The organism is Metabacillus litoralis (assembly GCF_020524045.1).
In the GTDB taxonomy this organism is placed as follows: Bacteria; Bacillota; Bacilli; order Bacillales; family Bacillaceae; genus Metabacillus; species Metabacillus litoralis_C.
Map to the genome: position 1 here is coordinate 18,348 of NZ_JAIVKL010000004.1, position 12,859 is coordinate 31,206.

The 12,859-nt window shown below is 32.9% G+C and carries 20 protein-coding genes and 1 tRNA gene; 17 read left to right on the plus strand and 4 right to left on the minus strand.

Annotation, left to right across the window (positions count from 1 at the left end; translation table 11 throughout):
• The first annotated feature begins 169 nt into the window (after positions 1–169).
• Positions 170–550: a Spx/MgsR family RNA polymerase-binding regulatory protein gene (locus LC076_RS07910; RefSeq protein ID WP_319005495.1), complete on the plus strand. Its 381-nt coding sequence runs from the start codon at positions 170–172 to the stop codon at positions 548–550.
• A 113-nt stretch (positions 551–663) separates the two neighbouring features.
• On the opposite strand, the gene LC076_RS07915 is transcribed toward LC076_RS07910, so the two are convergent.
• Positions 664–735: transfer RNA gene (locus tag LC076_RS07915), tRNA-Gln, on the minus strand.
• Positions 736–973: 238 nt separating this feature from the next.
• Between LC076_RS07915 and comGA the strand changes: the two genes are divergently transcribed.
• The 11 genes from comGA to LC076_RS07970 all read left to right on the plus strand — a co-directional run bounded on the left by comGA (position 974) and on the right by LC076_RS07970 (position 6,532).
• Positions 974–2,041 (plus strand): competence type IV pilus ATPase ComGA, encoded by a 1,068-nt coding sequence (comGA, locus tag LC076_RS07920; RefSeq protein ID WP_226667453.1) that lies wholly within the window; start codon positions 974–976, stop codon positions 2,039–2,041.
• The gene (comGB, locus tag LC076_RS07925; protein ID WP_226667454.1) at positions 2,031–3,065 is read left to right on the plus strand and encodes a competence type IV pilus assembly protein ComGB; all 1,035 of its coding nucleotides are present in this window, start codon (positions 2,031–2,033) and stop codon (positions 3,063–3,065) included. The genes comGA and comGB overlap by 11 nt, the downstream gene beginning before the upstream one ends.
• Before the next feature lie 9 nt (positions 3,066–3,074).
• Positions 3,075–3,389, plus strand: a complete 315-nt coding sequence (comGC, locus tag LC076_RS07930; protein ID WP_226667456.1) for a competence type IV pilus major pilin ComGC — start codon at positions 3,075–3,077, stop codon at positions 3,387–3,389.
• A complete protein-coding gene (gene comGD / locus LC076_RS07935; protein WP_226667458.1) occupies positions 3,367–3,816 on the plus strand; it encodes a competence type IV pilus minor pilin ComGD in 450 nt (149 codons plus the stop codon). Before comGC ends, comGD begins: the two co-directional genes overlap by 23 nt.
• Positions 3,803–4,126, plus strand: coding sequence for a competence type IV pilus minor pilin ComGE (gene comGE / locus LC076_RS07940; RefSeq protein ID WP_226667459.1), 324 nt, complete (start codon positions 3,803–3,805; stop codon positions 4,124–4,126). Before comGD ends, comGE begins: the two co-directional genes overlap by 14 nt.
• On the plus strand, positions 4,017–4,562 hold the full coding sequence (comGF, locus tag LC076_RS07945; protein WP_264191477.1) for a competence type IV pilus minor pilin ComGF: 546 nt from the start codon (positions 4,017–4,019) through the stop codon (positions 4,560–4,562). Before comGE ends, comGF begins: the two co-directional genes overlap by 110 nt.
• Entirely contained in the window at positions 4,552–4,962 is a 411-nt protein-coding gene (gene comGG / locus LC076_RS07950) for a competence type IV pilus minor pilin ComGG (protein ID WP_226667461.1), read from the plus strand. The genes comGF and comGG overlap by 11 nt, the downstream gene beginning before the upstream one ends.
• 11 nt (positions 4,963–4,973) lie before the next feature.
• Positions 4,974–5,468 carry a shikimate kinase gene (locus LC076_RS07955; RefSeq protein ID WP_226667464.1) on the plus strand — a complete coding sequence of 165 codons (495 nt, stop codon included), beginning with the start codon at positions 4,974–4,976 and terminating at the stop codon, positions 5,466–5,468.
• 54 nt (positions 5,469–5,522) lie between these two features.
• Complete coding sequence (locus LC076_RS07960) at positions 5,523–5,714, plus strand: YqzE family protein (protein ID WP_226667465.1); 192 nt, start codon at positions 5,523–5,525, stop codon at positions 5,712–5,714.
• A 125-nt stretch (positions 5,715–5,839) separates the two neighbouring features.
• Positions 5,840–6,058 (plus strand): helix-turn-helix transcriptional regulator, encoded by a 219-nt coding sequence (locus LC076_RS07965; RefSeq protein WP_226667467.1) that lies wholly within the window; start codon positions 5,840–5,842, stop codon positions 6,056–6,058.
• Positions 6,059–6,532 carry a hypothetical protein gene (locus LC076_RS07970; RefSeq protein WP_226667469.1) on the plus strand — a complete coding sequence of 158 codons (474 nt, stop codon included), beginning with the start codon at positions 6,059–6,061 and terminating at the stop codon, positions 6,530–6,532.
• A gap of 59 nt (positions 6,533–6,591) precedes the next feature.
• On the opposite strand, the gene LC076_RS07975 is transcribed toward LC076_RS07970, so the two are convergent.
• From LC076_RS07975 to LC076_RS07985, 3 genes are all read right to left on the minus strand, one after another.
• On the minus strand, positions 6,592–6,906 hold the full coding sequence (locus LC076_RS07975) for a DUF3889 domain-containing protein (protein WP_226667470.1): 315 nt from the start codon (positions 6,904–6,906) through the stop codon (positions 6,592–6,594).
• Positions 6,907–7,327: 421 nt separating this feature from the next.
• Complete coding sequence (locus LC076_RS07980) at positions 7,328–7,468, minus strand: anti-repressor SinI family protein (RefSeq protein ID WP_226667472.1); 141 nt, start codon at positions 7,466–7,468, stop codon at positions 7,328–7,330.
• On the minus strand, positions 7,465–7,842 hold the full coding sequence (locus tag LC076_RS07985; RefSeq protein ID WP_226667474.1) for an XRE family transcriptional regulator: 378 nt from the start codon (positions 7,840–7,842) through the stop codon (positions 7,465–7,467). Before LC076_RS07985 ends, LC076_RS07980 begins: the two co-directional genes overlap by 4 nt.
• 450 nt (positions 7,843–8,292) lie before the next feature.
• Here LC076_RS07985 and LC076_RS07990 point away from each other — a divergent pair, with 450 nt between their 5' ends.
• The 5 genes from LC076_RS07990 to galU all read left to right on the plus strand — a co-directional run bounded on the left by LC076_RS07990 (position 8,293) and on the right by galU (position 12,827).
• The gene (locus LC076_RS07990) at positions 8,293–9,030 is read left to right on the plus strand and encodes a YveK family protein (RefSeq protein ID WP_226667475.1); all 738 of its coding nucleotides are present in this window, start codon (positions 8,293–8,295) and stop codon (positions 9,028–9,030) included.
• On the plus strand, positions 9,020–9,688 hold the full coding sequence (locus LC076_RS07995; protein WP_226667477.1) for a CpsD/CapB family tyrosine-protein kinase: 669 nt from the start codon (positions 9,020–9,022) through the stop codon (positions 9,686–9,688). Before LC076_RS07990 ends, LC076_RS07995 begins: the two co-directional genes overlap by 11 nt.
• Before the next feature lie 241 nt (positions 9,689–9,929).
• Positions 9,930–10,085 (plus strand): hypothetical protein, encoded by a 156-nt coding sequence (locus LC076_RS08000; protein WP_226667479.1) that lies wholly within the window; start codon positions 9,930–9,932, stop codon positions 10,083–10,085.
• Positions 10,086–10,104: 19 nt separating this feature from the next.
• Complete coding sequence (locus LC076_RS08005) at positions 10,105–11,928, plus strand: polysaccharide biosynthesis protein (protein ID WP_226667481.1); 1,824 nt, start codon at positions 10,105–10,107, stop codon at positions 11,926–11,928.
• 17 nt (positions 11,929–11,945) lie between these two features.
• A complete protein-coding gene (gene galU, locus LC076_RS08010; protein ID WP_226667483.1) occupies positions 11,946–12,827 on the plus strand; it encodes a UTP--glucose-1-phosphate uridylyltransferase GalU in 882 nt (293 codons plus the stop codon).
• The last annotated feature ends 32 nt before the right edge of the window (positions 12,828–12,859 follow it).

The window sequence follows — 12,859 nt, forward strand, 5'->3', positions numbered from 1 at the left end:
ATAGCGTTTACACACTCGATACGACAATCTAACAAAGATCAATTCATATGTAAACAAAATGTTCAAAATATAATATAGCAAAACAGTGTACATAAGTTATACAAATAGTGTACAATAAGTTATACGAGAAAGCGGTTAGATAAAAACTATTTTAAAAGGAGAATGTATTGTGAATAAAATAACGTTCTACAGTTATCCAAGTTGTACATCTTGTAGAAAAACAAAACACTGGTTAAATGCACATCATGTTCACTTTCAAGAAAGGCATCTTTTCCGTGAAACTCCAACATTTGACGAACTCAAGCAAATTTTAGAATTAACAACAGAAGGTATAGACGAAATCCTTGCTACAAGAAGTCAAACATACAAAGACTTAAACATAGACATTAATGAATTAAGCTTGTCAGAACTACTTAATTTAATGATAGAAGAGCCAAAATTACTTCGTCGCCCTATCATTACTGATGGAAAAAAATTAATTGTAGGCTACAATCCTCAAGCATTAAGCAAAATAGCTCGTAAACATGATATTCAGAGATCAGTTTCATAAAAGTTTGTGAAAACGATAAAGACGCCCACTGTCATTTTTCAGTAGACGTCTTTATTTTGTTTCCTCGATACTCCTCCAGTTTTTACAACGAAGATCAAGGCGTTTTGTTCTAACTGGGCTAGCTGGATTTGAACCAACGCATGTCGCAGTCAAAGTGCGATGCCTTACCGCTTGGCTATAGCCCATTGATATTACTAATTAGGGCTGTGGTTAAGTAACAATATGTTGCTCTTTGGCATTTATTATTATGTTCAACTTTTAAATTTTTATCATATAAAATACAAAAAATGAACTGAAAATTAATTTTTCCCCATGTGAAAACATTCTTTTAATGGTGCATTTCTCATTTTTAATTATGTGCTATGTTTTCCAAAACCTTGTACAATGATGTTCAGAAGCAAAGGAAGGAGTTGAAGAAATAGCTTGCAGTCAATTGAACATTTGAGTGAGCGGATCATTGAAGAAGCCTGTGCGTTGAAAGCATCGGATATTCACATTATCCCTAGAGACCAGGAAACACTTATCCAATTTAGAGTTGACGATGATTTAATTGAAAAACATACAATGAAAAAAGACATTAGTGAAAGAATTATTTCACACTTAAAATTCTTAGCATCAATGGACATTGGTGAAAAAAGAAGACCTCAAAACGGTGCATTAACAATCTCTACAAAAAATGTTAATGTTCATCTCCGCTTATCAACATTGCCGACAATTCATGAAGAAAGTTTAGTAATAAGAATTTTACCTCAAGGAAAAATACCTCATATTACTCATTTATCTCTATTTCCTGCAACAACAAACAAATTACTTTCGATTCTAAATCACTCACACGGTTTGATGGTGTTCACAGGTCCGACCGGCTCTGGTAAGACAACCACATTATATTCACTTATTCATTATGCAAAGCGGCACTTTAATCGCAATATTATTACATTAGAAGATCCTGTAGAAACAAAAAGTGAGGAAGTCATGCAAGTGCAAGTAAATGAAAAGGCCGGTATTACGTATGCAGCTGGATTAAAAGCGATTTTACGTCATGATCCCGATATTATCATGGTTGGTGAAATTAGAGACAGAGAGACAGCTCAAATTGCGATAAGAGCTAGTATGACTGGTCATCTCGTCTTATCGACCATGCATACGAGAGATGCTAAAGGTGCGCTCTACAGACTGCTTGAATTTGATGTGAGTTTATCTGAAATAGAACAAACTCTAGTTGCTGTTACTGCTCAACGCCTTGTCCAACTAAAATGTCCTTTTTGTGAAGGCATTTGTTCGCCTTATTGTAAGAAGCTAAGACAAAAGCGAAGATTAAGTGTGTATGAATTACTTTACGGAAAAAATCTAACAGCAGTTATTAAAGAAGCAAAAGGAGAAGTATCAAGCTATTACTATCCGACTTTAAAGGATGTGATTAAAAAGGGGATTGCTCTTGGTTATCTTTATCCTCATTCTTATGATCGTTGGGTGTTCAAGCATGAAGACTAAACGAAGATGGGGTTTAAAGGAACAAGCATTTTTTCTTAAACGTTTAAGTAGTATGTTAGACAAAGGCTATACACTAAGCGAAGCTCTCAACTTTCTTTATGTAAATGAATCAAGTAAAAGAAAAGATGATTTATTAACTTGTCTTTCACAGCTCTCTGCCGGTCACTCTTTTCGGTACACTCTCTCAAATTTACACTTTCATAAAGATGTTTTAAGTTATTTGTATTTTGCAGAACAACACGGTGATCTTGAATTTGCTTTAAGGGAGTGTAGTGAAATTCTTTCTAAAAAAGTCACACATATTGAAAAACTCGGAAAAATCCTTCGTTATCCCATCTTTCTCATCTTTACAGTTAGTTTTATACTATCCATTGTCCAAGCTGTTATTACACCACAATTTGAACAACTTTATGATTCTATGAATATTGAAACTTCCTTTTTTTCAAGAACCTTATTGGTTGTCTTTGCATCCTTAAAATGGGTAGGAATTGGTAGTGTTATTTTCATTGTTTATATCATCTTTTATTATTTAGTATTCTACCGAAAAAAATCGGTGGAAACTCAGATGAAGCTAGTCAGTAAAATACCAATTTTAAGAAAAGTAGTTAGTATGCTTCATAGCTATTTTTTTGCTTTACAGCTAAGCAATTTATTAAGAGGAGGACTATCAACCTTTGAGAGCTTAAAGATATTTGAAACACAAACCATATTACCATTCTTTAAAGCTGAAGCAGATTATTTGATTCGCAAATTAAAAACAGGTGAACAACTTCACCAAATGATTAAAAGTCGCGGATATTATGAGCCAGAGCTTTCATTAGTCATACTCCATGGACAAGCAAACGGACAGCTTGCAAGAGAACTATATATGTACAGTCAAATACTACTTGAAAAATTAGAAAATCAAATTGTTAAAACAATAACCATCATTCAACCAGTCATTTATGCATTTGTCGGAATAATTGTGCTGTTTGTCTATTTATCTATGCTTTTACCAATGTATAAAATGATGGAAAATATTTAGGAGGAGCAAATGAAAAAAGAAAAGGGCTTTACACTTATTGAAATGTTAATCGTTTTGTTAGTCATCTCTGTCTTACTTCTTATTACGATTCCTAACGTAACAAAACATAATGCAAGTATTCAACAAAAAGGGTGTGAGGGATTAATTAATATGGTACAAGCCCAGGTGTCTGCTTATGAAATTGATTATAAAAAAACGCCAACACAAGCTAACTTAGTTGATGAAGGCTACTTAAGAGCAACACAAACCTGTCCTGATGGAAGCAGTATAGTGATCTCTGCTGATGGAGAGGTAACGAAGGGTGCAGCACCAACAGGAAGCTAAGAAAAATGGATACACACTTTTAGAAACCCTTATTGTCCTAGTTATCGTAAGCATAATGAGTTTTGTTTTAGTCATGAATATCAATCCGATTTATAATAAAAAAGTAATCAATACATTTATAAATCAATTAGAAAAAGACTTACTTTATGCTCAGCAATATGCGCTAGTCAATGAAAGTACCGTTTATGTGGTTTTTTCTGAAAGTGAGAAAAAATATCGTGTAACAAATGGTATAGGTGATGATCTATTGAGCAGGAATTATCATCAGCATGTTATATTCGAAGCTGCAACACTTGAAAACCGAGTAATCTACAATCGTCTCGGATCTATTCAAAAAAGTGGCACAATGTTTATTCATTATCATAGTGAAAAATACCGTTTAGTATTTTACCTAGGAAAAGGAAGGTTTACAATTGAGAAACTCTAAAGGATTTTCACTAGCTGAAACGATAGCTGCCTTTAGTTTATGGATGTTAATCACCTTACTCATCATACCTCAACTTGTTTTAATAACAAAAGAAAGAGTTAACACCCAGCAATCGTTAGCAGCATATAAAATTCTTCATGAGAAAACACAACAAGTGACTTATAATACCAATGAAAAAAGAAATGAAGTCATTAAACATGATGGTGTTGATTACCATTTATCTTGGGAGGAGGAAAATCCTTATAATAAAGCTTGCTTATCATGGGAAAATTCATCAAAAAAAGCTAAATCTGTTTGTTTCCTCTTATAATACTGAGAAGGGTTTCACGTTTTTGAATTTACTTTTCTCGTTTGTCATATACTCTCTAATTATTTCATCACTCACGATGCTTTTTACCTTTTTAGTAACAAATTCTCAATATGAAAATGATTTAAAGGCATACGAATGGGAACTTTTCATTATTCAACTGCATAAAGAAATGAAAAACTCAGATGATTGGACAGTAAATAAAGACAGCCTTTTATTTACAAATAAACAAGGACAACTCATAAGCATTAGCAAATATAATCAGTTGATCAGACGTCAAGTATTTGATAGGGGACATGAAATACTATTAATGAAAATAAGAGCATTAAAATTTGACCAACTTCAGGCAGGGATAAAAATGACTGCCATTAGCCAAGCGGGAAAAGAATACAACTTTACATTTAGATCATATAAGGATTTATCATATAATGAAAGCTGAAAAAGGATTTATTTTTCCATCCACAATGGTCATTGTTTTATTTTGCTTATTAGTTGTCACACATCTCTCAACAACACTTATTAGTGATAAGAAATTCTACTTTGAAACAGAACAAAAGTACATACTTGAAAATTTAATGACAGTCGCAGTTAATCAAACATTAAAAGAACTTCGTAATACTAGTGGAGAATTACAGCAACCAAAAACAATTACTACGCAAAATGGAAGCTTCACATACAAAATGACTGCAGTTTCAAGTGAGCTTACTGAAGTAAATATTAAGTGTGAAACAATAGAAAATCGAAAATATCAAGCAAGTTATCAATACAATTCATTAAAAAATGAAATATCAGTATGGTCTGAAAATTTAAAAATATGGTATGGTATAAAGAAAACGTGAGGAGAAATACCGTGAAGGCAATTTATTTAACAGGATTTATGGGGGTAGGAAAGACGACAATTGGAGAAGAATTAGCCAAACAATTACAGCTACCTGTCATAGATACTGATCTACAAATTGAAAAAAAATTAAACAAAAGCATCCGAGAGATATTTGAACAGCATGGAGAACAATACTTTCGTGATCAAGAAACACGCATTTTAAAAGAGCTTCCAACAACAAACACCATTATTACAACAGGTGGGGGGATTGTCATTAATCCAGAAAATCGCAAATGGATGAAGAAAAATGGACAAGTTGTATTACTACATGCTGACATTGATACCATTTATGAAAGAGTTCATGCTGATCTTAACAGACCTATAGCTAGTAAGAAAAATAAAGCTGAACTAACTGATTTGTACCAATCTCGTGTTGAGTTTTACAAAGATTGTACGTTTATTGTCAAAACAGCTCATAAAAATATTGACGAAATTGTTAACGAAATAAGCGAAAGACTAAAATAGCATAATCTTGGTAATAATGAAGGTTAAGAACTTATGAGTAATGAGGTGACTACCTTGTCTACAAACGATTATGTTAAATATGTCACACAGCAGCTTGTCAAATATATGGATACACCAAAAGAAGCTCGTAAAAAACAAAGAGAAGAACGTAAGCATAATGAAATTTCCTCAACCTTTTATAGTAACAGGTGGTTAGGTGTATTACCGTTTGCTTTCAAATTATTCTTAAAAAAACGCAAAAAGTAAATATCTGCAAAAGGAGCAGTCCATCAAAGGATTGCTCTTTTTTAAATAATGCATGTTAAGTCAACTTTATATTATGTTAAAAATACTTTACAATAATCTTAAGAGTAAATATAGAAGGTGAAAAAATGTTGCTTCAGAATCGTGTGAAAGAGCTTCGAGCAAGGTTTGATCTAACACAAGAGATGTTAGCGGTAAAAGTTGGTGTAACAAGACAGACAATTGCTGCGATAGAAAAAGGCTCATACACACCGTCCTTGTTATTAGGTTTAAAAATTTGTGATGTGTTTCAAGTAAGAACTGAAGAGGTATTTTGGATAATTAAAAAAGAAGAAGGAGAGAGGTAAATGAAAAATATTTTACAACCAGCGATATTAAATATAATTACAGTTATTCTGGCTGGATGGGCTTTAATTACACTTTTTAATACAAATGTACAATTTGCTAAAATAATGCAGAATCCAGAACCACCATGGGAGATAACAATAAATATGATACCAATCTTTACATTTTTTATTATTTGCACCCCTATTGCCATTTATTTATTGGTTATCAGTAAAAAGAAACATAAAAGCCTATTTAAAGCATTGATGTTACCTCCTGAACTTGAAGAAGCTGATGAAAGAGAACAACTGATCACAGCAAATGCTTGTAGAAGTTCATATATCGCTATGTGGTATGCCGTTCCTATTGCAGCAGGACTAATGAGCTTCTACCCTCTACTAAAAGAACTAATACCATACTATCCCATCATTATTCTTTTACTCATCCCAATTGTTCAAATGATTAGTTATTTTCATTCCATACAAAAACAGCAATAAAAAAAGCTGACTTGATGGATTTTAAAGCAATAAGCTTAAAATCATCAAGTCAGCTCCCATTATGCTTCTGGGATCACTTGGACTTTTTTAATTTCACCTGTTGATGAATCAAAGGTAATTGTTGTATAAACCGAAAAATCCTGCATACCCTCTCTTAAGGTAAAACGATACTGTTTTACAGTAATGTCCTTTTTCTTCTTATCCCAAATCTTTTGAGAAAATAAAACCTGTGATAAAGGATAACGTTTCTTAGTCTCTTTCACAGCAACATCTTCCCATGTTTTTTGAGACACTGCTTGTACACCAGAAGTAAAAGGAACTGTAGAAGTAGTTAAACCAAAAAGGATCGCAGTAAACAACATCCACTTTTTCACGTAGTAACACCTTCCTTACTACATATTTTTACCATTATCGAAGAAATCATACATATGCTCATATTCATTTAATATGTTTGTTAGTAGATAAGTGTAGCGTAATCAATACTTCTGGCCAATCCTTATGATCTATTGATTGCACCTTAAAACTTTGATCACACAGAAATAAAACTGTTTTAGGGATAGTTGATTTGTTAAAAGACAATTCATATCGTTGATCCGAAACAACTGAAGATTTCATAAATGATTAATATAATGAGTAGGTAGTGTGTTTGAGGTTTAATACTAGAAGATATTTCAATTACTTCTCTAAATGGCATTTGACAAGCTTGATGCTGATAAAAGTCTAGCTCTCGATTAGACTTTCATTAGCACCAAGATGAAACAATTTACTTTGAATTATATTTTACTGACTGCTTCTCTACTTTGTGGAAGATGTACCATGTTGAAGAAATTGAGAAATGTCATCAAAAGACAATCCAAGCTGCTTTGCTTCTTGTATTAGTTCTAGCCATTCCTGATCTAATTGTTCAATTTGCAGTTGATCTTGGATATCACTCATTTTGGCTTGTCCTCCTGAATAAGTTGATTGGTGTTTTTTGCTTCCTTCCACTTTCTAAACTTTAAATAATCACGAAATTCCTTGAAATCATTTTTACTCATACCCTCTGAAATGGCTTTATTCAATAAACGGCTCCATTCTTCATCCAAAACAAATTCCTGTGATTGAGCGGCCGAAGATGAACTTCCTAATAGATCTTCAACATCTGTTTGCAATGTTGTAGCAATCTTTCTTAAAAATTGTAGAGATGGATTTTTTTGAACATCTCGTTCAATATAACTTAAGTAAGATTTTGACACTCCTGCCAACTCAGCTAATTCACTAATTGAATATCCCTTCTGCTGCCTCAGCTCCCTTAAGCGTTCTCCAACCATGTATGCGGTCTCCTATCTTCTCGAACAAATATTTAAGCTTACATCATTCATTATATGAAACAATTCGTTCTTAATAAAATAACAAAAACATATGATAAAGAAAGATATCTAGAGAAAAATAGAACAAAACGTTCTTTTTAACGAAAAAATGACAAAATTTAAGAGTTTTTAATAATAGGTAGAATAGCATATATTGATAGGAGTAAAAGGTATTATAAAAAATTCAAAAGGTTATTTCATACATTTACATAAAATAAATAAGTTAAATGTTGTGACATCCTAGAAATTAAAATGATCTTTTGTCGATTCATAAGAAAATTGAAATTTTTTTCTTAAAAAAGGATTGACTTGTTCTTTATAGTGAACTATTCTGAATTTAGAGAACAAAGAATTAAAGGTAACATGAATCTTATCGTTCTTAATTAAGAAAAGAGAAGGTGGCAATTTGGTATGTCTAGCTTTCATGAGCTTGAAAATAAACAGCTAAGTGATCATAAGCAAGCGAAGGAAATCAACTTAACGGAAGTATTCATTGTAATTAGAAGGTATATGTGGATCATTGTTCTCATATCAATCCTCTCAACATCAGCTGGAGCGTACTATTCAAATGCAACATATAGTCCTTTGTATAAGTCGACAGCAAGAATCATTATAGGGGCGGACAGTTCTTTAATAGCTACACTTAAGGTTATCATTCAAGATTCAACCGTGTTAGAAAAGGTTGTACAAAAGCTAGATCTACCTTATTCTCCAGAAGCACTTAGTGGGAAAATTGAGGTAAGCAGTATCGCTGATTCACAGGTTGTCACAATATCTGTATTAGATTCAGATCCAAAGCAAGCGGCAATTCTAGCTAATGAGGTTGCTGAAACGTATAAAAAAGAAATCCCTAAAATATTAGACTTTAACGATGTAAAGCTACTATCGGAAGCAAAGGAAATTCCAATTCCTATCAATCAAGACAAAAATCGGATGGTAATCATCTCACTTATTGGCGGGTTTGTCATTGGGATAGGTTTAGCTTTCTTACTAGATTCTCTTAATAATAGTGTTAGAAAAGAGTATGAAGTAGAAGAAATACTAGGTTTACCTGTTTTAGGAACTGTATCAAAAATGAAAAAGAAAAATATGCAAAAGAAAAAAAGAATAACTAGATTTGAAAATAGGAGTGAGTCACTTGGTTCTTAAGTTAAATAAAAAAAAGGCTTTAAAGGAGATGACAAGACGACACTTTGTTTCCTATTCAAATCCAAGTTCCATAATAGCTGAACAATTTCGAACAATTAGAACAAATATTCAATTCTCTTCAATAGATGTTCAACATAAAACAATTATTATTACCTCACCATCATCAAGTGAGGGAAAAACAACATCAGCCATTAACCTAGCAATTTCGATTTCACAACAAGGAGAAAGAGTTTTATTAATCGATGCAAATTTAAGAAGACCTAAATTACATATTTCCTTTAATTTAAAAGAATCATATGGATTAACAGATGTGCTTATGGGAAGATTGCCTTTAGAAGAAGCTGTATTTCAATCACAAATTGGAAAATTAGAAGTGCTAACAAGTGGTATCATTCCACCAAACCCAACAGAAATAATCGGTTCAAAAGCAATGAGTTATTTTCTAAAAGATGTAAAAGAGGAATACGACACAGTTATTTTTGATTGTCCACCTGTACTAGAAACAACTGATACAAAATTACTAGCTGGACAATGTGATGGAGTCATCATGGTATTAAAAAGTGGAAAAACTGATCGAGAAAAAGCTATAGAAGCAAACCGCTTATTACATTTAGTAAGAGCAAAGGTTTTAGGAATAATTTTGAATGAAAAAGAATAATTTTTAGTTTATTGTTCTTTATAAAGAATTTAATAAACTTAATAAAGTTAAGGTGATGTCTCCTAGCCTTTATCAAAGGAGGTACTCGGTCATACTGTGGGTTGAAAAAAACCTTAGGCGCTTGTCGTCAAGAGTATGGTGTGAGGGCGGGTTAAATGCCCATATCTATTAAAATAATTACGCATATATCTTGGAAACAAGATTTATACGTAATTATTTTAGTATAAAAGGAGCCAAAGAAATGAAGGAATTTGATCAATTTCCAAAAGCAATGAAGAAACTCGTGCGATACATAAAACAAGATGCTTCAATAGAACAGCTTGAGTTATTTAAAAAGGAACTAGATGATGCCATGCAAAAAAGAACAATGCTATTAAAGAAAACGTCGCAAAATTAAATGAAAGGAGTGAAATACTTTGTCCTATCATAGTCGAATCTGGTTATTAATCGGATTAGATTCAATCATTGTTTTATCAACTATTTACTTTAGCCAAGCTTTGATAAACCCTAACATGCAAACTTTAACTCTTCCTGTATTTATTAGCTCAATTGCACTTTTACTAAGTCATCATCTTTTTTCTTTTACATATAAGCTTTATAAAAAAGCATGGGAATATGCAAGTGTTGGGGAACTTATTAGTATTTTTAAAGTTATTACTTTTACGATAATTTTAACAGCTATCGTACAACAAGTTGTTCTACGTCAAATAGATTTTCGCATCCTGGCCATTACATGGATGATTCATTTGCTATTTATTGGAGGCTCAAGGTTTGTTTGGAGAGTGTATCGTGATACATATTTAAGAAACACAGTTAATCAAAAACGAACACTTATTATCGGTGCCGGTTCTGCCGGAACAATGGTGGCAAGACAATTACTCCAAAATTATGATGCAGAGTTACAACCAGTTGCCTTTATTGATGATAATACGAAGAAACAAAAATTAGATATATTAGGAATACCTGTAGCTGGTGGTGTAGATCAAATTGAGAAAATCACGAAAGAATTCAATATAGCAAACATAGTTATTGCTATTCCATCACTAAATAAAAAGCAATTGAATCACATATTCAAAGAGTGTGCAAAAACAAATGCAAAAACACAAATGATTCCTATGCTTGAAGATCTTATGACAGGTAAAGTATCTGTAAATCAATTTCGAGATGTACAAGTGGAAGATCTTCTAGGTCGAGAAACAATAGAATTAGATATTACTAGTATTAGTGAATATGTAACAAATAAAGTTGTTTTAGTAACAGGTGCAGGAGGATCAATTGGGTCTGAAATTTGTAGACAAATATCTAGCTTCAAGCCAAAAGCACTAATTTTATTAGGACACGGTGAAAACAGTATTTATACCATTGAAATGGAGCTAAAAGATCTATTCAAAACATCTGGGATCGATTTCATTACTGAAATTGCAGATTTACAAGATTATGACAAATTGTCAAATGTGATGAAAGAATACCAACCACATGTTGTTTATCATGCTGCTGCTCATAAACATGTACCTTTAATGGAACGTAGTCCAGAGGAAGCAGTAAAAAACAATATGATAGGCACAAGAAATATTGCTCAAGCGACAAGTATTCATGGAGTTGAAACCTTCGTCATGATCTCAACAGACAAAGCGGTTAACCCAACGAGTGTAATGGGTTCAACGAAAAGATTAGCAGAGATGATCATTCAGCATTTCGATCAAATTAGCCCAACAAGATTTGTAGCTGTTCGATTCGGTAATGTACTTGGAAGTAGAGGCAGTGTTATTCCTCTTTTCAAAAAACAAATACAAAGCGGTGGACCTGTAACAGTTACCCACCCTGATATGGTTCGTTACTTTATGACAATTCCGGAAGCTTCAAGACTAGTCATTCAAGCGGGTGCACTAGCCAAGGGTGGAGAAATTTTCGTCTTAGATATGGGTGAACCTGTAAAAATTGTCGACCTAGCAATAAACCTAATAAAACTATCAGGAAATAATCTAGACGAAATTGGAATTGAATACACAGGTATGAGACCAGGTGAAAAACTTTTTGAAGAACTTTTAAGCAATGAAGAAGTTCACGAAGAGCAAATTTATCCGAAAATCTACATAGGTAAAACATCTGAGTTATATATAGAAGAAATTGATTACATTATTAATAACTTTAAATCACTAGATCGTGATCATTTACGAAAATCATTACTAGATTTAGCAAATGCAAGAGTTGTCTATAATAAAAAATTAGTCTCAGTTTAATAGAGGAGAGTGTCACTGTGAAGGTAAGAAAAGCGATTATCCCAGCTGCGGGATTAGGAACAAGATTTTTGCCAGCAACAAAAGCAATGCCTAAGGAAATGCTACCAATCGTTGATAAGCCAACGATTCAATACATTGTTGAAGAAGCGGTAGAATCTGGGATTGAAGATATTATTATAGTGACAGGTAAAGGAAAACGTGCGATTGAGGATCACTTTGATCATTCGTTTGAATTAGAACATACATTAGCGGAAAAAGGGAAAATTGAGCTTTTAAATGAGGTTCAAAAAGCATCAAAGCTGGTTGATATTCATTATATTCGTCAAAAAGAACCACGTGGTCTTGGTCACGCGATCTGGTGTGCAAGAAAGTTCATTGGGAATGAGCCATTTGCCGTTTTGTTAGGTGACGATATCGTTAGAGCTGAGAAGCCGTGTTTAAAGCAGATGATTGATCAGTATGAACGGTATAATGCTTCCATCATTGGTGTACAACACGTAAAAGACGAAGAAGTATCACGATACGGAATTGTAGATGCTGTTGAAGTTGGTGAACGGTTTTACAATGTTCAAAATTTGATTGAAAAACCACAATTAAAAGACGCACCATCGAACCTTGCTATAATGGGACGTTATATTTTAAGTCCAAAAATTTTTGAAATGTTAGCCGAGCAAAAGCCTGGTGCTGGTGGCGAAATTCAATTAACAGATGCTATTGCAACACTAAATAATTATGAAGCTATCTATGCATATAATTTTGAAGGCAAACGTTATGATGTTGGAGAAAAAATGGGCTTTATTCAAACAACGATTGAGCTTGCCCTTCAGCGCGATGATTTAAGATATGAGCTTCTTAACTTTTTAAATAAAGTCATAGAAAAAGAAGTAACAGGGATTTAACACCTAGTCATTAGTAGGTGTTTTTTCTTTTG